At 42.8% G+C, this 22,365-nt stretch carries 13 protein-coding genes; 6 read left to right on the top strand and 7 right to left on the bottom strand.

Annotation, left to right across the window (positions count from 1 at the left end; all coding sequences use genetic code 11):
• Nucleotides 1-37 precede the first annotated feature (37 nt).
• A complete protein-coding gene (locus NPUN_RS03960) occupies nucleotides 38-2,152 on the top strand; it encodes an NACHT domain-containing protein (protein ID WP_012407549.1) in 2,115 nt (704 codons plus the stop codon).
• 359 nt (nucleotides 2,153-2,511) lie between these two features.
• On the opposite strand, the gene NPUN_RS03955 is transcribed toward NPUN_RS03960, so the two are convergent.
• Nucleotides 2,512-3,036, bottom strand: coding sequence for a globin domain-containing protein (locus tag NPUN_RS03955; RefSeq protein ID WP_336884923.1), 525 nt, complete (start codon nucleotides 3,034-3,036; stop codon nucleotides 2,512-2,514).
• On the opposite strand from NPUN_RS03955, the gene NPUN_RS03950 reads away from it, so the two are divergent.
• The 3 genes from NPUN_RS03950 (at nucleotide 3,004) to miaB (ending at nucleotide 7,138) form a co-directional block, all read left to right on the top strand.
• Nucleotides 3,004-3,900 (top strand): transposase, encoded by an 897-nt coding sequence (locus NPUN_RS03950; RefSeq protein WP_234710955.1) that lies wholly within the window; start codon nucleotides 3,004-3,006, stop codon nucleotides 3,898-3,900. The two genes, NPUN_RS03955 and NPUN_RS03950, sit on opposite strands and share 33 nt — an antisense overlap.
• A gap of 247 nt (nucleotides 3,901-4,147) precedes the next feature.
• Nucleotides 4,148-5,581, top strand: coding sequence for a carotenoid oxygenase family protein (locus tag NPUN_RS03940; RefSeq protein ID WP_041565900.1), 1,434 nt, complete (start codon nucleotides 4,148-4,150; stop codon nucleotides 5,579-5,581).
• A 192-nt stretch (nucleotides 5,582-5,773) separates the two neighbouring features.
• On the top strand, nucleotides 5,774-7,138 hold the full coding sequence (gene miaB, locus NPUN_RS03935; protein WP_012407547.1) for a tRNA (N6-isopentenyl adenosine(37)-C2)-methylthiotransferase MiaB: 1,365 nt from the start codon (nucleotides 5,774-5,776) through the stop codon (nucleotides 7,136-7,138).
• Between the two features lie 70 nt (nucleotides 7,139-7,208).
• Here miaB and NPUN_RS37310 read toward each other — a convergent pair whose 3' ends face one another.
• The 5 genes from NPUN_RS37310 to NPUN_RS03910 all read right to left on the bottom strand — a co-directional run bounded on the left by NPUN_RS37310 (nucleotide 7,209) and on the right by NPUN_RS03910 (nucleotide 18,887).
• On the bottom strand, nucleotides 7,209-9,638 hold the full coding sequence (locus NPUN_RS37310) for a hypothetical protein (protein ID WP_012407546.1): 2,430 nt from the start codon (nucleotides 9,636-9,638) through the stop codon (nucleotides 7,209-7,211).
• A 170-nt stretch (nucleotides 9,639-9,808) separates the two neighbouring features.
• Nucleotides 9,809-13,963, bottom strand: coding sequence for an Ig-like domain-containing protein (locus NPUN_RS03925; RefSeq protein ID WP_012407545.1), 4,155 nt, complete (start codon nucleotides 13,961-13,963; stop codon nucleotides 9,809-9,811).
• Entirely contained in the window at nucleotides 13,960-15,510 is a 1,551-nt protein-coding gene (locus tag NPUN_RS03920) for a DUF11 domain-containing protein (RefSeq protein WP_012407544.1), read from the bottom strand. Before NPUN_RS03920 ends, NPUN_RS03925 begins: the two co-directional genes overlap by 4 nt.
• Before the next feature lie 151 nt (nucleotides 15,511-15,661).
• Entirely contained in the window at nucleotides 15,662-16,225 is a 564-nt protein-coding gene (locus NPUN_RS03915; RefSeq protein ID WP_012407543.1) for a DUF11 domain-containing protein, read from the bottom strand.
• Between the two features lie 172 nt (nucleotides 16,226-16,397).
• Nucleotides 16,398-18,887: a beta strand repeat-containing protein gene (locus tag NPUN_RS03910; protein ID WP_012407542.1), complete on the bottom strand. Its 2,490-nt coding sequence runs from the start codon at nucleotides 18,885-18,887 to the stop codon at nucleotides 16,398-16,400.
• Between the two features lie 840 nt (nucleotides 18,888-19,727).
• On the opposite strand from NPUN_RS03910, the gene thrC reads away from it, so the two are divergent.
• Entirely contained in the window at nucleotides 19,728-21,038 is a 1,311-nt protein-coding gene (thrC, locus tag NPUN_RS03905; RefSeq protein ID WP_012407541.1) for a threonine synthase, read from the top strand.
• Nucleotides 21,039-21,118: 80 nt separating this feature from the next.
• Nucleotides 21,119-21,394 (top strand): ubiquitin-like small modifier protein 1, encoded by a 276-nt coding sequence (locus NPUN_RS03900; RefSeq protein WP_012407540.1) that lies wholly within the window; start codon nucleotides 21,119-21,121, stop codon nucleotides 21,392-21,394.
• A gap of 136 nt (nucleotides 21,395-21,530) precedes the next feature.
• On the opposite strand, the gene NPUN_RS03895 is transcribed toward NPUN_RS03900, so the two are convergent.
• Nucleotides 21,531-22,199 carry an HAD family hydrolase gene (locus NPUN_RS03895; protein WP_012407539.1) on the bottom strand — a complete coding sequence of 223 codons (669 nt, stop codon included), beginning with the start codon at nucleotides 22,197-22,199 and terminating at the stop codon, nucleotides 21,531-21,533.
• Nucleotides 22,200-22,365 lie beyond the last annotated feature (166 nt).

The raw sequence follows: 22,365 nt of genomic DNA, 5'->3' as shown, positions 1-22,365 counted from the left end.
TTTGTTTTAATTTTTAAGTATATTAACTGATAATTTTATGACAGGAATGGAACCTTGGGCGATATCAGCCGTTAGCGGTGTCGCCGCTATGTTTGCCCAAATCGGTGGTCAGGTTTTAGTAGGATTGGGTAAAACTCTGGATGAAAAAACCAAGAAGTTAATTTTTGCTGCATCAAAGCAATATGAAAAGAACTACGAAGAACGGCATGGCATTCTCAAAGTATTAGGAATGCGTGAACCTGTCAAGCTGGAATCGCTCTATACAGCTGTGCAGTTTTTAGATGATGATGCTATTCAGAGCTTTGAATCTATTGAAAATTTAGAAAATTTATATCGCCAAGCTAACAACCGCAGATTTCAACCTCAAAATTGTGGCAAACAAGAAGGAATAAAAGTTGCTAACGATAAGCAATATCTGATGGTACTTGGTGGCCCTGGTGCAGGAAAGTCTACATTTGTGCGGAAGATGGGACTAGAAGCGCTCCAAGGTAAAAAAGGAGGATTTAAACACGACTGTATTCCAGTTTTTATCGAATTGAAAAGGTTTGCATCTAGCAATATAAATATTGAAACTTTTATTACTGAAGAGTTTCGTATTTGCGGCTTTCCATCACCAGATAAATTTACAGCCAAAGCTTTAGAAGCAGGTAAATTACTAATTTTGCTGGATGGGTTAGATGAAGTACCAACAAGAAATTTGACTGAGGCAATTAGCGAAATTCAAAATTTTGTTGATAAGTACGATAAAAATCGTTTTATTGCCTCCTGTCGCACGGCGGCTTATCGCAGCGCTTTTCGCCGCTTTAGTGATGTGGCAATGGCAGATTTCGACAATGCTCAAATTCAGCAATTTATTGATAACTGGTTTCATTGTGAAGCAGACAAGCAGGCGAAGACAGGCGAGAAATGCTGGGAGTTACTACAAAAACCAGAACATGAAGCTGCTAAAGAGTTGGCGCACACACCTTTATTGCTGACATTTCTGTGTTTAGTTTATGACCGTTCCCAAAGTTTTCCAGATAATCGCAGTGTTCTTTACCGGAAGGCACTGCGGATATTGCTAGAAGAGTGGGCATCGGAAAAGCGAATTCTCAGAGAAGAGATTTATCAAGGACTGCATACAGAATTAGAAGAGATATTACTATCAGAAATTGCTTATACAGGTTTTGAGTCTGACAGGCTATTCTTTTCACAACGAGATATTGTTCAACAAATTAAAACATTTTTAGCGAGTAATCTGAATGCACCTCAGCATTTAGATGGAGAATCAGTGCTGAATGCGATCGCAATTCAACAAGGAATTTTGGTAGAACGAGCCGAGGATGTCTTTTCCTTCTCTCATCTAACGCTACAAGAATATTTAACAGCACAATATATTGATGACCATCGCCAAGTTGATAAGTTAGTTACTGAACATCTAATAGATAAGCGCTGGAAAGAGGTGTTTTTGTTAGTAGCTGGGTTAATGCGTGGTGGTGCAGATAATTTGCTGTTGCTAATGGAAAAAGAAGCGCAAAAGTATATTAATATCCCGAAGTTGCAAGCTTTATTAAACTGGGCAGAACAGGTAACAGTTGGATCGACAGGGGATTTTAAACCTGTTGGTAAACGTGCAGTTGCGATGACGATCGCCAACGCCTACGCCAACGCCTACGCCAACGCCTACGCCAACGCCAACGCCAAAGACTACGCCAACGCCATCGCCAACGCCTACGCCAACGCCAACGCCTACGCCTACGCCAAAGCCTACAACAAAGCCAACGCCAAAGACTACGCCAACGCCTACGCCAACGCCTACGCCAACGCCGAAGCTATCAACTACTCTCGTCAACTAGAAAAATTAAAAATCTTCAATAACATCAACTTTACTGTGCTGATTGCCCGTCTAGAAGCACTGAGAGCTAAAGTTCCTGATGTTAAACAGCCAAGGGAAGCGCGTCTGGCATTTGCTAAACACCTACAACAAACCTTACTTTATGCTTTCAATCTCACCCTAGAAATGATCGATTTATCTGAGGCAGAAGCGGAAGCATTCGGCAATTATCTCTACGCCAATCACCTCATCATCCAGTGCAAACAAGCAGCAGTGCGGGTGTCACCCCAAACCTGGGAAGCAATTGAGGCGCGGATGTTGTTGGTTCCAGGTGATTAAGCAACAATAAAAAAAATAGAAGAAGCTAACAAAAATATATTTAGAAGAGTTTTCGCTTGCTGAAGTCGCTACGCTAAAAGCTTTCATTAGCAGAATTTAAGTTGTTGTAACAAATGCTCAAGCTGTAGTTACTACAACTCCAGTTGTTATAAGTAAAATTGAAGCTGTTGTTAATACAATTTAAGCTATTGTTATGAATGCTTAAGCTGTTGTTATAAACATTGAAGTTGTTGTAACAAACCCTCAAGCTGTTGTTATAAACATTGAAGTTGTTGTAACAAACCCTCAAGCTGTTGTTATAAACATTGAAGTTGTTGTAACAAACCTTCAAGCTGTTGTTATGACACTAAGTCTTGTCCTTAAGAATGCAAAAGCTGTGCTTTTTTATCTTCACCCACATATATATCATGTTCTCTGTGAATAAACACTTCAGATAATGCCTGATAAGCTTCAGTCCAAGCTGCCATCACTTCTTCTGTAGCAGCTTCTCCCAAAACATCTTTCATGGCTTGCAGTAAACTTTCTCCGACAATAGGATATTGCTCTGGTGTAACATGAGTCTGCACATGACGATGGGCAATCTTCTCTACCATCGACTTTAAAGCAGGCAAATTATCAATTTGGTTAGCATAACTATAAACTGCTGTTGCTAATCTTGCAGGCTGAGAACCATCTGCTTGAGCCGCCATACTAAATTGTTCTTTGACTTCTGGATGATTTTGAAACATGATTTCATACATCCGAGTTGTGATTTGCTGACCGTTCTTTTTCAAAACAGGTGCTGTAGATTTGACGATATCTATTAGACTTGTCGGGAAATAAGAGAGAATAGACAGCAGTGGTAGGGAAGAATGATGCTGAATATTGAAGGTGCGCTGAAGCAAGACCGACTGTTGAGGGCATTAACTGGGTTGAACCGGAAAGCATTTGATGCCCTTTTGCCCACGTTTACCACGATGTACCTAGATACTCAACAGGCCAAGCCTCGTCAACGTGGCCTGGGTGGAGGACGCAAAGCCCGCTTACTTACAGCCCAAGACAAATTGTTTTTCATCCTTTTCTATTTCAAATGTTATCCGACCTTTGATGTGGCGGGACTGCTCTTTGATATGCATCGCTCCCAGGCACATGAGTGGATGCATCGATTGCAGCCAATATTAGAAGCGGCTTTGGGACAGAAGATGGCGCTGCCGGAACGCCATCTCGAAAGCATTGAAGCATTTTTGTCACGCTTTCCAGGAGTGCAACGAGTGATGATTGATGGGACAGAACGCCCAATTGCGCGACCTCAAGAAAGAGAACAACAACAACAGAATTACTCCGGTAAAAAGAAACGTCATACGCGTAAACACTTGGCGGCAGTTGATGAAACCAAACGGGTCTTGATCTTAAGCAAAGCACGAGAAGGCAAACTGCATGACAAACGTTTTCATGACGAAGATGACATTGCAGGTAGTGTGCCTGATGAAATTCCGATTGAAGTAGACTCGGGCTTTCAGGGATTACAGAAGCAGTATGACAATCTCCATCTTCCTCACAAAAAGCCCAAAGGGGGCAAGTTAAGTGACCTTCAAAAAACGGAGAATCGTCAATTGAGTCAATCCCGTGTAGTTTGCGAAAATGCCTTTGCTGGTGTGAAGCGCTACAACGCCGCCAGTGTCATTTATCGTAATCGGATTGAAAACTTTGATGACCATTTGATGCTGACCGCAGCAGGATTATGGAACTTCTACTTGATGGCTGCTTAAGAGAATCCCAATTACAAGACCAGCATTGCCTCACTTATCTTTTATTTCCCGACAACTCTATTGTTTGTTGGCTAACCATAGTTTTTGAACCACTTAGAATCTTGATTGACTTCACTTTAGTGATTATTCCTATTGGTTACTATGAGCTACCTCAGTTAACGAGTAATATCATTTCAAAAACTGCAACAAAGATGAAAATGTAAGAATGCAGGTATGTACATCGATAATTTATCAACCAAAATTTGATATGCATACCATTGAGAAAAAGTCAACAACAAAAGCCTGGGCAGGTGCGATCGTACAACCAGCAAAAGAATTTCCCTCTACCCAACTGCCAATTATCTCTGGCAAAATCCCAGATGGATTGCGTGGCACTCTTTACCGCAATGGCCCCGCACGGCTAGGACGCGGTGGCATTCACATGGGACACTGGTTTGATGGAGATGGGGCAATTCTGGCTGTAAATTTTACTGATGCAGTTGCAACGGGGGTTTATCGCTACGTGCAAACCTCTGGCTATCAAGAAGAAGCCGCAGCAGGTAAACTACTCTACGGCAATTATGGGATGACTGCACCAGGGCCAATTTGGAATCAATGGCAAAAGCCCATCAAAAATGCTGCCAACACCTCCGTGCTAGCACTTCCAGATAAACTTTTGGCACTGTGGGAAGGTGGTAAACCCCACGCCCTCGATTTACAAACTTTAGAAACTTGGGGCGAAGATCATTTAGGGGGATTAACAAAAGGATTAAACTATTCCGCACATTATAAGCGTGACAAGCAAACAGGGGAGATTTTTAACTTTGGCATCAGCCCTGGGCAAAATGCGACACTTAATATTTACAAAAGCGATTCCACTGGCCGGATTATCAAACAAGCCGCATATCAGCTAGATGGTGTACCATTGGTGCATGATTTTGTTTTAGCAGGACAGTATCTTGTATTTTTCATTCCGCCAGTGCGGTTGAATGTCTTACCCCTGCTAATAGGGATAAACAACTATAGTGATTCGCTAGAGTGGCAACCTAGATTAGGAACTCAGATTTTAGTTATTGATCGAGAAACCTTATCTGTAGTCAGTCGTGGAGAAACCGAACCTTGGTTCCAATGGCATTTTGGTAACGGTTATGTAGATGCTAGCGGCTCAGTGATTGTGGATATCGCCCGTTTTGAAGATTTTCAAACTAACCAATATCTTAAGGAAGTAGCTACAGGTGAAACTCACACCCCAGCTAAAAGTACACTAACGCGAGTTCATCTGCATCCCCAAACTGGTAAAGTTACGTCAATTCAGCAGCTATTCAACGGACACTGCGAATTTCCGAATGTACCACAGCAAAACGTGGGGCAAGCTTCCCGCTACACATATATGTCAACATCCCGTTCAGGAACAGATATTAGTCAAGAAATATTAAATGCGATCGCCCGCTTCGATAACAAAACCGAAACCCTCACCGAAGCAGACTTTGGAGAAAATCGTTATCCTTCAGAACCCATCCACGCCCAAAATACCCAAAACCCTGCACAAAGTTGGGTGTTAACCGTTGTCTACGATGCTAATTCTCATACTAGCGAAGTTTGGATATTTGATAGCGATCGCCTGGATGCCGAACCCGTTTGCAAACTAGGATTACCCAGCGTCATCCCCCACAGCTTCCACGGCACTTGGAACCCAGCCTAATAACCCCACAGCGTTACCTCTGCGTTCCTTCCTCTGGTTAAAAAACAACGGCATTGATCAGACATAATTAATCGCATCTGGTCAATGTAAAATCCTAGGGTTGAGACAGCGAGTAGAGAGGAGACACTGCGTTATGCGGGTTAGAATAAAAATAAACCTTACATACATTACGCTGATTAAGCAGAATTGCCCATGACCACTTCTAAACGCCACTACCACATCACTACCTTCGGTTGTCAGATGAATAAAGCTGACTCAGAGCGCATGGCTGGCGTTTTGGAAGACATGGGCTTTGAATGGTCAGAAGATCCGAATAATGCAGATGTAATTCTCTACAATACCTGCACAATTCGGGATAATGCCGAGCAAAAGGTATATTCTTACCTTGGCAGACAAGCGAAGCGCAAACATGATCAGCCTGATTTAACCCTTATAGTTGCTGGCTGTGTTGCCCAGCAAGAAGGCGAAGCGCTATTGCGGCGAGTTCCAGAATTAGACTTGGTAATGGGGCCACAACACGCCAATCGCCTCAAAGATTTGCTGGAGTCGGTGTTTGACGGCAACCAAGTTGTCGCAACCGAGTCTGTTCATATTATTGAAGATATCACCCAACCACGACGGGATAGTAAAGTCACAGCTTGGGTAAATGTGATTTACGGCTGTAACGAACGCTGCACCTATTGCGTGGTTCCTAATGTGCGAGGTATTGAACAATCGCGCACACCGTCAGCTATCCGGGCTGAAATGGAAGAATTAGGACGGCAAGGTTACAAGGAAATTACTTTACTTGGTCAAAATATTGACGCTTACGGTAGAGATTTACCAGGAACAACACCAGAAGGTCGGCATCTGCACAACTTCACAGATTTACTTTATTACGTCCATGATGTGCCGGGAATTGAAAGATTAAGATTTGCTACTAGTCATCCCCGTTATTTTACAGAGAGATTAATTAAGGCTTGCGCTGAGTTACCCAAAGTCTGCAAACACTTCCACATTCCCTTTCAATCTGGGGATAATGAACTTTTGAAGGCAATGGCGCGGGGTTATACCCATGAAAAATATCGCCGGATTATCGATACCATTCGGCGGTATATGCCAGATGCTTCCATTAGTGCCGATGCGATTGTTGGTTTTCCTGGGGAGACAGAAGCACAGTTTGAAAATACTCTGAAACTGGTGGAAGATATTGGCTTTGATATGTTGAATACAGCAGCATATTCACCGCGTCCAGGGACACCTGCCGCTTTGTGGGACAATCAACTAAGTGAAGAAGTTAAAAGCGATCGCCTCCAAAGGCTCAATCATCTAGGAAACTTGAAAGTAGCCGAGCGATCGCAACGTTACTTCGGACGCATCGAAGAAGTTTTAGTAGAAGACCAGAATCCTAAAGACCAAACCCAGGTGATGGGACGCACTGATGGCAATCGTCTGACATTCTTCAGTGGAGACATTAAAGAGTTGAAAGGGCAGTTAGTGAAGGTAAAAATTACCGAAGTTCGTCCTTTTAGCTTGACTGGTCAACCAGTTGAAGTGAGACAAGCCATACCAGTATAAACAAGAGGGGTAAAGGCAAAAGGTTAAGGGGAAAAGGAACCTCATATTTAACCTTTTTTCTTCCTCAAAGCTATTTCACCTTAGCGCGAAAACGGACAAAACCGTAAAAATCTTTGACGAGATTGGGTAAATCTGGACTCCGTGTAATATTCACCACCACTGCCCCATTGATGTTAGCGCCGCAGTAAGATGGGACTGTCTCGTTAGCAGTATAAAAACGTCCGCGATCTGCATCTTGGGCATTAGTCAGATAAACCGTAGGAGTGCTAGAACTAAGCGCAAGAGCAATACCTTGATCTGCTCCTGCTAAACCACCATCATTAGGAGTCATACTACTAAAGGCAGTAGGAATAAAAGTACTATTGACAGGAACTAAATCACAGATTTGAACATTAGTTGCATTACCTAGACCATTGGAAAGGAAGTAGATAGTGTACTCTAACTCATCTCCTGGTTTGACTATCCCAGCGTTAATCAATCCGCGCAAGTAATTAGTGGGCCAAGTGTTACTACTATCATCATCAGTGTCACGTGGAGATGCTACGTAGTTAGCAGCATTAGAAGGAACGTCGCTGCGACCATCTACAATGTTGGTTAAATTCTGGCTGTTAATTCGGGTGATGCGTTTAACTAAAATTAACTGAGGTTTGCCAGATGATGACGCAGTTAATGGCATAGTTACCGTAGCAGGTGTGGGATCTTCTTTGCCTGCTTTGTCTATTGCGGCTACAGTGAAAGTGATGGTTATAGCGCCATCTATATTCGGATCTACTGTTAATTTGGTCGAATCGTAATTAGTAATAATTTGATTCGCTGTCACAGCTACACCGTTGTAGTACAGTGTCCCATTACTTGGCAGACTAACAATCTTGAAACTGTTGCCAGAACTAAGGTTCCCATCTTCCGGGTCAGTGCCTGATAATGTTGGTACTTGTACAGTATTGGTTCCCCCTGGATTTGTTGTTGTCGATCCATTGACATTGTTAGTATCAGGTAACTGCTCAATTCCAAAGTCCTTACTAGAGATGTTTGTACCAGTATTAAAAGTAGCTGTCGTTAGTGGGCTAGTGTTGATCCAGTTAGAAGGGAGGGATGGTGCAGGGGCAGTATTACCTACAGTGCCAGCAGTTGTACTCAAGATAATTTTAACGTTGTTTTGATTCAGGGGAACATCGAGAAAGGTGTAAGTACCATCTGCTGCAACAGGTATTGTTTTTAATACTTTATTATTAGAATCTACAAGAATAGCATTTAACAATCCACCAGCATTAGTGCCAGTTTCTGAGCCAGTATTGATATTAGTAAAAGTATTGTTAGCGCTATTATCGGCATCATCCCAAACCTTACCACTGAGGAAATCATCATCATAAATTGTGTAGCTAGAAGCGATCGTTGGGGAACCGCCACAAGTTGTTGTTGAACTGGCGAAAAAACTAGATGAAGGTTGTATAGTGAATACGATTGTCCTCACACCTTGAGGAACGTTATTGTTAATAACAGTAAAAGGAATGGTAAAGACACTAGTAGCATCACTGCCGTCGTAGTTGCCCGCAGGAATATTGATATTAAAAGTGGATGTGTTTGATATTGTGTTGTAGTCTGTACCCAAAACGGCTGTACCAGAAACTGAAATTGAAACACTGATCCCACCAGTTGGCACTAAACCAACAATCCTAAGTTTAGGTGGGTTAGTAGTAGGGTTAGTTTCCGATTCTGCTGCACCACCTGAACTCGCCGTGAACTCAAGCACCGGTTTACCAGCAAATTGGACTTCATCAAGGAAGTTGCCTATAGTATTGTTTCCGCCCGCCGTGGAAACAGCCGCAAATCCTACAGGTTGATTCCCACTAGCACCAGTGTAAGGCACTGTACCAGTGTATCTTACCCAGCCATTTCCTGCATTATTGTTAGTTACAGTAGGAATAGTTGCACCATTCTGTGCTACTGGTTGTGCCGTAACTGTTCCATTGCTAGTTGTTGAGAATCTGCCAAAAATAGTTGATGTTGGATTGGTATTTAGTCCAATTAAAAAATTGGCCACATCAGCCACAGATGAGCTTGACCGCCCACGATGTAAAAGAGAGAAGGTAATTGTCTCATCTTTAATTAGGCATATATTCTGATACAACTCAGAATTTTGCTCTGCATTTAACTCAGCAAATTGATTTCCTGCACTAGTTGGTATCGTTGCTGTGCTAGCACCATTAAATCCTGTTTTCCAAATCTCAATCAGTGGTACATTTCCTGGAGATACATAACCACTACAAGTACCTGTTCCCGCCTTGACTGAGCCATGAGTCGTTTCCCAACCAGGGATAATACCTGGCGATACTTGAACGTAACATTGTTGACCAACATTACCAAATACAGGTTGCTCAAAGCTGGGGTTTAGGAACGATCGCTGGATATATTGAGCTTGCGCTACTGTAGGTTGAAGTACTAATGTCGCACCGAGAAGTCCCCAGCTAAAAATATTAATATTTTGCCATAAATTCTTCATTAGTAAATCACCATAAAATAACCTTTAAAAAATGCTGATTAACTGAACCATAATCATCAATGAGGACTGATTCTCCTCAAACTAATCTTTAGTCTTTAGCTTTCCCAAAATCGTAGATAATCTACCATTTGTATTCAGATTTACAATGGTATTGTTTTTAAATAATCGTTTTATATTTCACGCTTTTGCATCCCCTTCGTTGCGGCCTTGAGTTTACCTACCAAAGTTTTCATTGCAGATTCCTGTGGCTGACGTGGCACTGGTTTTTGCTGTCCAAAGCCATCAAATAATTCATTGAGTTTGACGCTGACACCCAAATATGCACCACCTGCGGAACGTGTTCCTGAGAAATCCCGGTCATCAACTTTACCAAATACATATCCAGCAGAAACACGCAGGTTAGGCGTGAGATAATAGCCTGTTTCTACAATAAAGCCTGTTTCGCTGTAACTAGACTGACTAATTACACGAGCCTCACCCACTAAATCCCAGCTATATCCCAAACGATAGGTAGCGCGTAATTGTCCCAAATTTACCGTATTTGTACCAGCTAAATCGCTGGCTATGTAAGAAGTGCTGTTACGCAAGGCATATTTACCATAGAATTCCCATTGCCAGTTAGGAGCATAAATAGCTTCCAAAGCAAAAGTATGGTCTTCGGAACCTGTACCACTACCTAAGAGGATGGTGTCAGGGATAGTTGATGGATTTTTGCGATATTCATAACGCAATAAGGCATTAAATTTATCGCTATTGGGGTCGCGATAAGCTAGTCCCAACTTCAAAGTAGCTGTATCCCCCAATCCCGAAAGCTTTTGATTGGATGAACCAGCTTGTTGATAACGTACCAATGCTGTGAGAGCCGGAGAAATTTTACCCGCAGCACCTGCGGTAATTACTGTATTGCTACCACCAGAAGAAGAACGATGTTCGTAACGGGCACTGGCTTGAAACTGCGGATTATCACTGTATTCTAGACCCACACTGTAGCTATCGCCACCATCAAATCCGATCGCAGATGCTGATTGACCAAAGGCGAAGGGTTGGGCATATTGTTGACCTGCCGCAGTCCGTCCGAAGAAGTTGCCAAATACGTGTTCGTAAGCAACATTCAGCCGCAATCCCGAAGCAATAGTCCAACGGTTATTTAGACCTATCGCCCCTTGGGTAGTCATTTCATTCGCACCACCTAAAATTGAGTAACGACCAGTCAAGGTAGTATCCGATCCGAGTTTGTGTTCACCGTTGACACTCAAGCTGGTGATGGAATTACCCGAATATTGACCACTAGTGTAAAACTGTTGGGCCAGACTGATATTTACACCAGGAATTGCTGCCCAATTTAGCCCGAAGATGGTACGGTCAGGGTAAACACTATCTTTTTGGGAAGATAAACTGATTTCATTTTGGGCTTGGAAAGTCAGATTTTTAGCAATAGGAACTGTAAAACGCGATCGCAATTGATCCGAAGTACCACTGAGGGCGCTGTCGGGAATGCGGTCTTCTCGATGACGATGAATCCAATCCACATCAATAATGGCACTACCCAAGCGTTGTTGAATCCCGGCGGAAATTGTCGTTAAGGAATTATCAACTTTACTACCAGGTATCGACTCATAACGGGGTGCAAACAGTTCTTCAAAGGTATCTAAGGGTTGGGGAGCAATGCCAAAATTGTCTTCGTGGTCGTACTGAGCCCTGACGTTAGTGGTTGAACTGAGTTTAGCTGTAACCTGCGCTCCATAACGGGTTTGTCCTGGGACAAAGCTGATAGTGGCATTATTAGCAAAACCTGTATCGGCAAAGCGATAATAGGCACGACCTTGAATCCCGTCAGTAATTTGTCCCTCAGCTTCCAACCGATACGCTTCACCACTAACCTTTCCTACAACATCAGAATCATTAGTGGAATGGGCATATTCTGCAATTAATCTACCTTGATTACCCAAAGAAATCAGCGCATCTGCACCGTAGAGTTGAAAGTCACGTACTCCCTGATTTTCTTGGACATAAGTTGCTCCTATCCAACTTTCCTGGTTAAGTTTGCGGGAAAGATTATATTGCAAACGACCAGCATAGATATTGCTATCAGAATCTTCGCTGTCATATTGATAGCTAACAACAATCCGGCGTACCAATACTTGTCCGGTTTGATCGATATCGGTACGAAGGATAGGTTCGCGGAACAATAAGGTACCGCGATCGTAGTCGATTTCATAGTCTGGACCGCGGTTAAGCTGTTTCCGTTCTAGTACAGTCCCAGGACGATTGAGTTCTTCTAACTCAATAAAGACATTTTCACTACCTGGTTGTAGTATTCTGCGAGAGAGGAAGTAATAACCGCTAGTGCCATCGGGAGCAATGGTATCTCGTTGGAAAGCTTCTAAGTGGTTGCCATACAAACCTGTAATTTGTAGATTCCCTAAGTTGTAGTTAGCCTTAAAACCGTGGAGTTGACGGGTGATAGAAGTAAATTGCTGCGATCGCCGCGCAAATTCTTCTGTATTGTAGTCACCCCACATGGCATAATCAGGATCGGCTCCGGGGATACCAGTTGAACGCTCAAGACGCACATATAGGCTGTCAATGGAAGGAGCAACAACATCAACTTGCGAGCTATCGCCATAGACAGGATAATTTTGCTCGCTAGATTGGTAAGTTCTAAACAGGCGATTATCGCAGTTGCAATCTTCATTGAGGTTACGAGAACTGTTGTATGCGCCTGTAAACAACCATTCTCCGATCGCACCAGTGGCAAATATCGCTGAATGGAAATCTAATTGCGTTCTGTTATCTTTGTCAGGCGGGAGAAAATCACGGAAACTACCATAATAATCTGTACCTCTAGCGCCCAAACGTAAATCTATTACGCCAGTAACCAAACTCGGACGCAGTGATGTTTCAAATTGTAATTGAGTAAAGGCTTCTAAATTATTAGCGATGGCGCGAATTGTGACAGTTTGGGCTTTGAGTTGCGATCGCAACTTAGCCGTAAATTGCCCCGCTTTCGCCTCTACTTGAAATCCGGGTTCATCGGGTTTGAAGTCTTTCCCAACCAACTCCCCAGCAGTAGGTATCAAAGTGATAACAGCATCACGATTAGAGCGATTACCACTTGCATCGATCAGTTGACCCCTGATTGTAGCTGTAGAACGTCCATCCGCCGGGATACGAGACTCAACAGTTTCTAAGGTTAGTTTCTGTGGCGCTCCCCGGACTACGACTTGAACCGTTACAGGAGGTTCTGTCCCTCCTACTACTTGTGCAGAGATGGTGTTATTACCTTCTTTTAACGAAACACCATACCATGTCTGCGTTACTAAGTTAGTACTGGCATCGGTTTCTGTTCGTCCAATTGAAGAAGGATCGACTAATACGCCATTAGACCGTAATTCTACTGTGCTTCCAACGGGAAATTGCACAATCACTGTGGTAGCAGGAACATCCACAATGTTGTTAGCCGTTGGCATCAGGAATTTTATTCCTGTGGAGATGGGGGAAGTGGGGGGAATTTTCTGATTTTCCTCAATTACTCCAGCTATTTTACGTAACCCTCTAGGTAATTGAGCAGAAAACGCTGGTTGAAATCCTTGTATTTCCCTTGGAGAAGTTTGAAGCTCTATTTTTGTGTCTTTGCGTCCTTCATTCTTGATGACTGCTAGTTTACCTAAGTCTCTGGGTAAATCAACAGAAGTTGCTGGTTGAAATCCTTGTATTTCCGTTTCACTTGGTTGAACATCTGGAATTGAAGTATTAGTTGAAGAAAGTTCAAGAGGTAGAAGTTGCTTGTCAGAACTTCCCAAAAGATGGGGAGAACTTGAATCCATACTTTTTTCAGCAACTTTATTCCGATCTGCTTGATCCTCATCCTGATTTTTCACATCATCTGGAAAAACCAAACCTCTAACCCCCTTCTCTTGTAAAAACCTACCGTGTACACGCAAATCGGAGTTACTTTGAGATCCGGGTTTTACCCCCCTTAATCCCCCCTTGGAAAGGGTGGAAAGAAAATCTAGTTCCCTCCCCTTTCCAAGGCGAGGGTTAGGGTGGGGTAATTCGATAACTTGTGTGTACAGCGTAGCTTGTAAAGACGGGGGAGAATTCAAAGCCTCTCCCGTTTTAAAAGAGAGGTTTTCTAGATCCCTTGAAAAGTCAGGATCTTCGACACCCTTGTCTGATTGCGAAGGCGATTCGGGGGAAAAAAGATTTTCATTTGTAGGTTCTGCCTTAACTATGGCAGGATACAAAACGAGGCTGAGAGCTATTGGCATCACCCCCATCATCTTTAGGTTGAAAATATTTGTATGGTGCAGTCTGGGTTTCATTTTTTGACTGGCTCCTGGAAGGCGGGGGTGACAGCGAAATTCATACGTACCAAGCCACCAGGTTCTAAACGTACTAAGCGAGATTGGCTATTCCGTTCACGAAATTTTTGGTTGGGAGCTAGGGTATAACCAGGTACACTGCTGAGGTCTAGTACGCCTGTATGACTTCCTGGTAAGGCATTAGCTAAGGAGAACAAACCATTCGGATCTGTGGTGATTCGGTTTCCGTCCTCCAGAAAAATCACTGCATTGGGGACTCCAGGCTCACCAGGTTGTTGTTCACCGTCAAAGTTTTTATCAATAAACACGCGACCGATAATCGTGCCGCAATCAGAAACGATTCCTGGACGAATTTTTAACTGGTGCGTTGCTGGTCCATCCTTGGTGCTAAAACGGTTATCAGCTCGTTGGGCATTCACGATCGCACTATTGCGACCGTTACCACGCACAGCATCGGCTGTTAGTTGAGCCGCGTAAGCAATATTCAGAGTTTTTTCCGTAGGAATTGTTACGTCTGTGCGGAATGTCACTGTGTTTCCATTGCGTTCTGAGGTGATAGCAACTGATTTGCCATCCAACTCTCCGCGCACAGATTTAGGTAAAAACTGGAATCCTAAAGGTAAATTGTCGGTGACAAATATATTATTCAAACCAGCATCAGCAAGATTTTTTACTGAGAGGCGGTAGATTACCGTATCCCCAGGTTCAGCAGTAGCGCGATCGCCTGTTTTGACAATCTGCAACTGATTGGCTTGGCACAAATTTGTACTGAATTCAAAGGCTAATAAGTCCAGTCCTACTACTTCTGCATTCGGAACTAAGACAACTGTTTGCTCTACCCTCGTCTCACCTGTAAGGCTGATTGGTTGGCCATCCAGAGAACTAGCGACATATCGCACAATATTATTACCTTGTGTGCCAGTGCTACCAAGGATTTCAATCTTGATCCGCCGTTGCTTATAGATAGAATTTGGCGGTGGATTAACTACAAAAATATAAGTTCTACCTGGATCGGTTTGACCCTTATTCGGATCGAGTAGGAAATTGTAGACACCCGCAGGGTTATTAGTAACGAAGTAGGGGTTACTATTCTCGGTATTTGGCGACTTACCGCCAGGAACGTTGTTATTAGGAATATCGGGTAACTCTGTTCGAGTCAAAGAAAGCAAGCCACCTAATTCTGTCCCCGTTGGGTCGCTAGGATTAGATTCGTATACGCCAACTGAAAAACCTGTATAGTCAGGCAAAATAGTACCAGCGCAACCTAATATTCTCCCTAATGGATCGAATAATGGGCTAGGAGTAACATTAAGCTGACTAGAAGTTCCGTCATATTTCTGATTATTAGCAGAGTCTGTATAAGTATAAGTAGCTTGATTTATTAATGGCAAAGACGCACCGAGATTGTTAGTCTGTTGTGCGATCGCTGGTATAGATATAGTAGTTTGCAAAAAACTTCCCAGAAGAACAGTAGCTGTTAACCTTTGATACCAGCTACTCCTATAAGTAATTTGTTTTTGCTTTTGAGGATGGCTCACTGAACACATCTCCTCTGGAATGCCACTTTTTTTGTTAATAAAAGCACTTGTTTATCTATCGAAGATGCCCTCCGACTCTCCTTATAAAGCACGGTTGTTTTCCGCTCTTGACTGCCTTAAAAAAAGGTCTCTACAGGCGGGTGATATCAGGCATAACGAATCAGCGCACTTGGACTTGATAAGTAGCTTTAACCGTTTTCTTGGCTGGAACTGATGACACTTGCAGACGGATGTGGGTGTAAACATTTGCTGGTGCTGGTTTTGTTTCCACTTTCCCGTCAGGAAGAGTAAATTTAACAGTGGGATTTTCGACAAAGCTGCGTCCGCCATCAATGCTGTAAGTAACTTTAGTATCATTAGCGGCAATTGCAGATTTCAGTATGTATACCATTCCTTTAGGAATAGGTTGATTGAGAATCAAATTCTTCACGGGGCGATCGCTCTTATTTTCGCCACTTAATGTATATCGCAACACATCTCCTGGTTGCACCACGGCTTGACCTTTTAAAGGTTGCCATGTCTTACTTTGCTTACCCTGCTGATCCTGTGCTATCACTTGCTTCTCAGCTTCTAAGCGCAATTGTATTTGCCCTTGAGTTTTGACATTTTGGGCAACAGCACTGGTAGAATGCCATAGAGAAGCGATTCCTGGCACTTGACTAACAAATGGCACTGTAGCAATAAGTGCGAACGCTCCTAAACTTGCAAAAGAAAAACGCTTCATAATCAATAACCTCAAAAAACTTTCATAATGCCGATTGCTGATTTATCTTTCCCTGTTTTCGCTGGAGAACAATCATTTTGTAGTTGGCACTTTAGGATTAAAGCACCAGCTACAAATACAGATGTGCTATACACCCCTCTTTGCAAATTAAAGAGGGGTGAAATCAAACTATCTAGTTAACCTTGCGTTGGAAGGTAAATGTTCTTTGAACACCAGGTGCAATCTGTCCAGTGGCAGTATCTACATACTTTGTGACATCACTGTTTAGCGTGGTTCCAGTTTGATCGATACTAGAGTTAGTAGCCGGATTACCATTGAAGAACTGGATAGTTGAAGCCCCAGAATCCTTTGCTGAACCAACAATGTTGCTAGTATCAATTTGAGTGTTATTGTCGTTGTCTAGCGCCCAGTTGTTGCCCCCTGCTGTACCATCTTCAGTAATCACAACTTTGTTAGCATTCAAAATCACGTTACCGGTTCCAGATTGAGCATCAGAAATATTTGTGTATTGAATTTGGTACTCAATAATGTTTCCTGGTGCAGGCTTCTTCGGAGTAATACTGAATGTCCCATCAGTCCCTTGCACTGCTGGGCCACTTCCTTGTAGAACTCGTGACATTTTCAACAGTTTTAAGAAGCCAGTGTAGACGCGATCGATGGAGATATTGTACGCTTCCCCATTAACCGCAGTATTCGGTATACCATTATTATCAGTGTCAATAAAAGCAGTGATCGGTACTGGGAAGCCCTTACCAATATCAGTCGATAGTTGCGTACCAGGTGGTAGGTCAACTTCTACACCATAATTAACAATGCCACCAGCAGGAACAGCAGGGATTTTAATTGGTGTATTACCGTTTGCTATGGTAAAAACACCAGTAGCACTGTTGTAGGTATAAACAGCAGATTGACTATTATAACTAACAGTCACCTTTGTATTATTTGGCAAATCTGTAAATGTTGCTGGTGCGGTTGGCACTATTGTGATGTCGTTAGGGTTAGCGCCGTTGTTCTTAATTGTATTAGTGAAGCCAACCGATTGCGGGTCAAGTGTACTACCAGGCGGTGTGTTGGGAGGAACAAAGGAAGATTTGTTAGTGAAGTCATCGTTGGTTAAACCCGATGGGCCAGTAGCATCCGGTGCATTATTCGGCCCGTTTAAAACTGAGTTTGCCTGGGCGACTGAAACAGTATAAACGTTGACATTTCCTGTAACAGAATTAGCACCTTGGTTGTTATTGCCTGTGTCAACATTACCGGGAGTAGTGGGATAATAACCAATGTCAGGTGTAGTAGGAAAGGCTCCAGTAGAGGGGTTGATGTTATCTGGGTTTTGATCGCCTGAATCGTCAAAGAGCAGGGGGCTATTTGGATCGCCAGCAGTTTTACCAAACACTTGAGCGATGTTGTTAACATTTGTCGGTGTTGTTACTGCGATTCCAGTGGTCTTTACTTGCACCGTAAAGCCTGTAACAGTTGTGCCAGTGGCAATTGTAGAGATAGAGCTAGGATTGTTAATAAAACCAACCCGTTTGACTATACCGCCTGTTACTTGAGTTTTGTCAGTTTTCCACAGAGACTGATCGGCAGTTGTAGTGGCAGGATCTTCGCCAGCATAAACCACTATCCACCCTGAAGGAGCGGTTGGAGTCCCATTAAGAGTTGTGGATGCTGGAAGTGCATCAGAAACTAAGATGCGAGGAACTAGACTACCATCTACATTGATATTTGTACCAGCTAAAGCTGCGGGTGTTAGCCCCCGATTGGTTACGTCATTGCTCTCAACTCGCAAGCTTAAACCATAAGTCAGCAAGTCATCATTGAGTACGGAAGCATCACCAGCGTTGTAGGCTGTTCGAGTTTTGAGTATTGTGGCTAGAGCAACGGTTTTAACAGTGTTACCCACTTGAATTTGCTGGGTAATACTAGATTCTCGTGTACCGTTAACTGGTGCGCCAGCAACTTCTCCACCACCTGCGTTATCAGCGTTATCTACAGTATAAACGTCACCACCATCAGGACTCCGGAGTTGGTTTTGGGCATCACCAGGAGTATTACCAAGGGTAACTTTAATTACGTCACCGGATTGAGCGCCAGTTTGTACAGTCACTGGCACACGCACCAACACAGTACCGCTAACCGGAATTGAGGCTGTATCTACACCACCTGCTGCTACATTTGTCCAAGTTGCACCACCGTCAGTACTGTATTGCAGTGTGCCACTAGCTGGTGTTACCCCATTTTTATCAGCAGGAAGTACACCAGAAACTGTACCAGGCCCGGTTGTCGTTGCTTGGTTGGGAATATGGAATTTGGTGGGGTCGTTACCTACGTTCGTTAGGGTGTAGGTGTAAGTTAGTAAATCGTTAACTCCAACAGCGCCACCATTGTTATCTGTAACACCCGACGCAGTGACGGTGATCCCAGCAACTTCTGCCACAGTGACGGTTACAGTATTAGAGGTGGCATTTATAGTTGTCCCTGGCGCGTTGGGATCTTCGTAGGTAGCAGTCGCTGTGTTACTAATAGATTGACCACCAGCTGTACCGTCAGCTAGTACAGGTGCAATAAATTGGAAAAAGCTACCAGTTAACAATGCTGTTGCTACTAGAGATTGGTAATGCTGGCGCTGCTTGTTGACAGATTTATTTCGGTTTACCATAAAAGTAGTTTGTTTATTTGCTGAACTTGTATCTTGGGTTTTGAGACAGGATAAAGTTCGGCAATTCTTTAAAGAATTACCGACTAGACTTGCCCAAAGCCTTAAGGTTTTGGGCAATGTATATATGAGGAGTTAATTTATTGGCTACTCCTGAAGAACTAGATTGAGGCAATAGGCAGAAAAGCTATTGCCTCTTGTTGTATGTTTTACGCTTACCGTTGATTATCAAGGTTAGCAATCGTAAATATGGGTAACTTACTACTGTGTCCTGCTGAATCTTCGATGTAAATAACAATGTAGCTTTTATGCCAAAAAAAAACTTCCGTATAAATAAGTAACTTCTCTAGCGATGGATGAGTGCATCAAGGCTGAAAAATTAACTTTATTTTGGCGACACACATAGCAATTTTAGTGTTTAAAACGGAAGTAAAACACACCACAATCTATATATAAAAGCACTTTTGAATATTTGCTGCCATGTATGCATAGTACCATGTGGAGTAATTGGTATAAAGAAATAAAAAATCACCTCAGTGATCTGGATCACTAAATAAAGTGATGCTAATTGAGCAAAATGCAAATAACTCATGGATAATATGCAATTTAATTATATGAATACTCAGTGTTAAAACTGAATAACTGAAGTTTTTATCTAATTTTGAAACAAATAAATGTAAGTGTAAATACTTGATACTACGATTACGGTCATAAAAATTTTACAAAAATCAGTTTTTCCAATACTAAGAATACCCGACATTTTTAGTCGGGTATGTTTGACTGGTATTTTTGCTCGTGTTACTATCAGGCGACAGCCGACAGACAAACAGGGAAAGCTAGTTTATGACTCAGGCCATCAAAACCCAAACTCAAACCCAAACCAGCACTGCCTACTTTCAAGCCTTAAAGTGTAAAGAATGTGGTGCCGAATATGAACTCAAAGCCAGTAATGTTTGTGAGTTATGTTTTGGGCCGTTAGAAGTCAAGTATGACTACAGCGCTCTCCGTCTGACTGTCACTCGTGAAACAATTCAAGCTGGGCCCAATTCAATTTGGCGCTACCGTCCCTTTTTGCCTGTCGCAACTGACAATGTTATAGATGTGGGAACGGGGATGACTCCCTTGGTTCGTTCTCACCGTCTTGCCCGTCGCCTGGGTCTAAATAAGCTTTATATAAAAAATGATGCGGTTAATATGCCCACCCTTAGCTTTAAGGATCGGGTAGTATCAGTTGCTCTGTCTAGGGCGCGGGAGTTGGGTTTTACTACTGTTTCTTGCGCTAGTACCGGTAACTTGGCAAATTCTACAGCTGCGATCGCAGCTCATGCCGGTTTAGACTGCTGTGTGTTCATCCCCGCAGATTTAGAAGCCGGTAAAATTATCGGTAGCCTGATCTACAGCCCAACGCTGATGGCGGTCAAGGGTAACTACGATCAAGTAAACCGTCTCTGTTCGGAAGTTGCCAATACACATGGCTGGGGTTTTGTCAATATTAATCTGCGCCCTTATTACTCTGAAGGTTCCAAGACGCTAGGTTTTGAAGTTGCTGAACAACTAGGCTGGGAACTACCCGATCATGTTGTTGCTCCTTTGGCATCTGGTTCGCTGTTTACAAAAATTTATAAGGGTTTCCAAGAATTTATAGAAGTTGGTTTAGTAGAAGACAAGAAAGTCCGTTTCAGTGGTGCTCAAGCAGAAGGTTGTTCGCCCATTGCCCAAGCTTTCAAAGAAGGACGCGACTTTATTAAACCAGTTAAACCAAATACAATTGCGAAATCGCTAGCGATCGGTAATCCAGCAGACGGTATTTATGCTGTGGAGTTAGCTCAGAAAACTGGTGGTAACATTGAATCAGTCAATGATGCAGAAATTATTGATGGCATCAAGTTGCTGGCAGAAACCGAAGGCATCTTCACAGAAACGGCTGGTGGTACAACCGTGGCCGTGCTGAAAAAACTGGTAGAAGCTGGCAAAATCGATCCAGATGAAACTACCGTGATTTACATCACCGGCAATGGTTTGAAAACCCAAGAAGCAATCCAAGGCTATGTTGGTGAACCCTTGACTATTGATGCTAAACTGGATAGTTTTGAACGCGCCCTAGAGCGATCGCGTACTCTCGATCGCTTGGAATGGCAACAAGTCCTCGTTTAGTTAAAAGCTATGAGTTATGAGTTTTTTACTCATGACTCTTAACTCTTAACTGTATTCCTAACTCTTCACTCTGAATTTTTATGGCTGTAACAGTTTTAGTTCCTACGACTCTTCAAAATTTGACTAATAATCAAGCTACTCTAGAATCTAACGGTAGCACCATTGCTGAATTGTTGGATTCCTTAGAACAAAGCTTTCCTGGTATTAAATCCCGGTTGTGCGATGACGAAGGAAAGCTACGTCGGTTTGTAAATTTTTACGTCGATAGCGAAGATATCCGCTATTTAGATGGTATCAACACAACCCTGAAAGATGGCGATGAAGTAAGTATTGTCCCTGCTGTTGCTGGTGGTTAATACAGAGAACACCAAATAAATTAGAAGACTGAGTAGACAAACCTTTGATAATTTACCTTATTCCCAGTCTCAGACTGGGAATATTTGTTAGAGTGGCTGCCGTCTCCCTTACTACCCGCAGAGTCGATGTGATTATTTAAGCATTTGTGCCCAGGATAGAAGAGTCATAGTGCTGTAGCAAATCTTCTGGATCGTTATAAATTGCCAGCGCTTGAGACAGTTGTTCATCACTAAAGCCACCGCAACGCAAAGCAATCACGCCTACCCCTGCTTTACCGGCAGACTCAATATCATAGGGAGAATCTCCTAGCATCACTACTCGATCGGGTGCCATTTTTCCTTTTTTCAAGGCGGCTTGTACAATGTCAGGAGCAGGTTTAGATGCTTCCGCATCATCGGATGTAGTTACTTCCGATATTAAATCATCTACTTGGGCAATTTTAAGTAATATATCTAGTTCTTGAGAACTTGCTGAACTAGCAACAACAAGATGCAATCCCGATTTTTGCATCTTTAATATTAAGTCTCTGCTACCATTGGCAGCAGTAATTTGCCGTGTATATTTGTTCAATATAAGTTCTTTGCGTCGCTCGGCGATCGCTTTGCCAGTTCCTTCTTCATTATTTAATCCTGGCGTTACTTTGGGAATAAGTTGATCTCCACCCATACCTATAAGTGGTCTGACTTTTTCAAATGGCACTTCTAACCCATAAGCTGCAAATGCCTCTACCCAAGAATTTGCATGAACATCATTACTTAATACCAGTGTGCCATCAACATCTAAAATCACTCCTTCTAATGCCATGAAAAACCTCAACTGACGTTTTGTTTCATTGATGATGGCATGGCAAATAATTTACTTCATCGTCCCAACAGAGGAGAAGGAGGTTAGAGAAGAGATTGGCTTTTACTTGATATCGTCGCAGAGATTGCGATCGCTCTGACTCACTTTCGAGTTATTTTTCAGATAA

Source organism: Nostoc punctiforme PCC 73102, from assembly GCF_000020025.1.
Lineage (GTDB): Bacteria > Cyanobacteriota > Cyanobacteriia > Cyanobacteriales > Nostocaceae > Nostoc > Nostoc punctiforme.
Note: the sequence above shows the minus strand (reverse complement) of the source record. Positions and strands in the feature narration are given on the sequence as shown.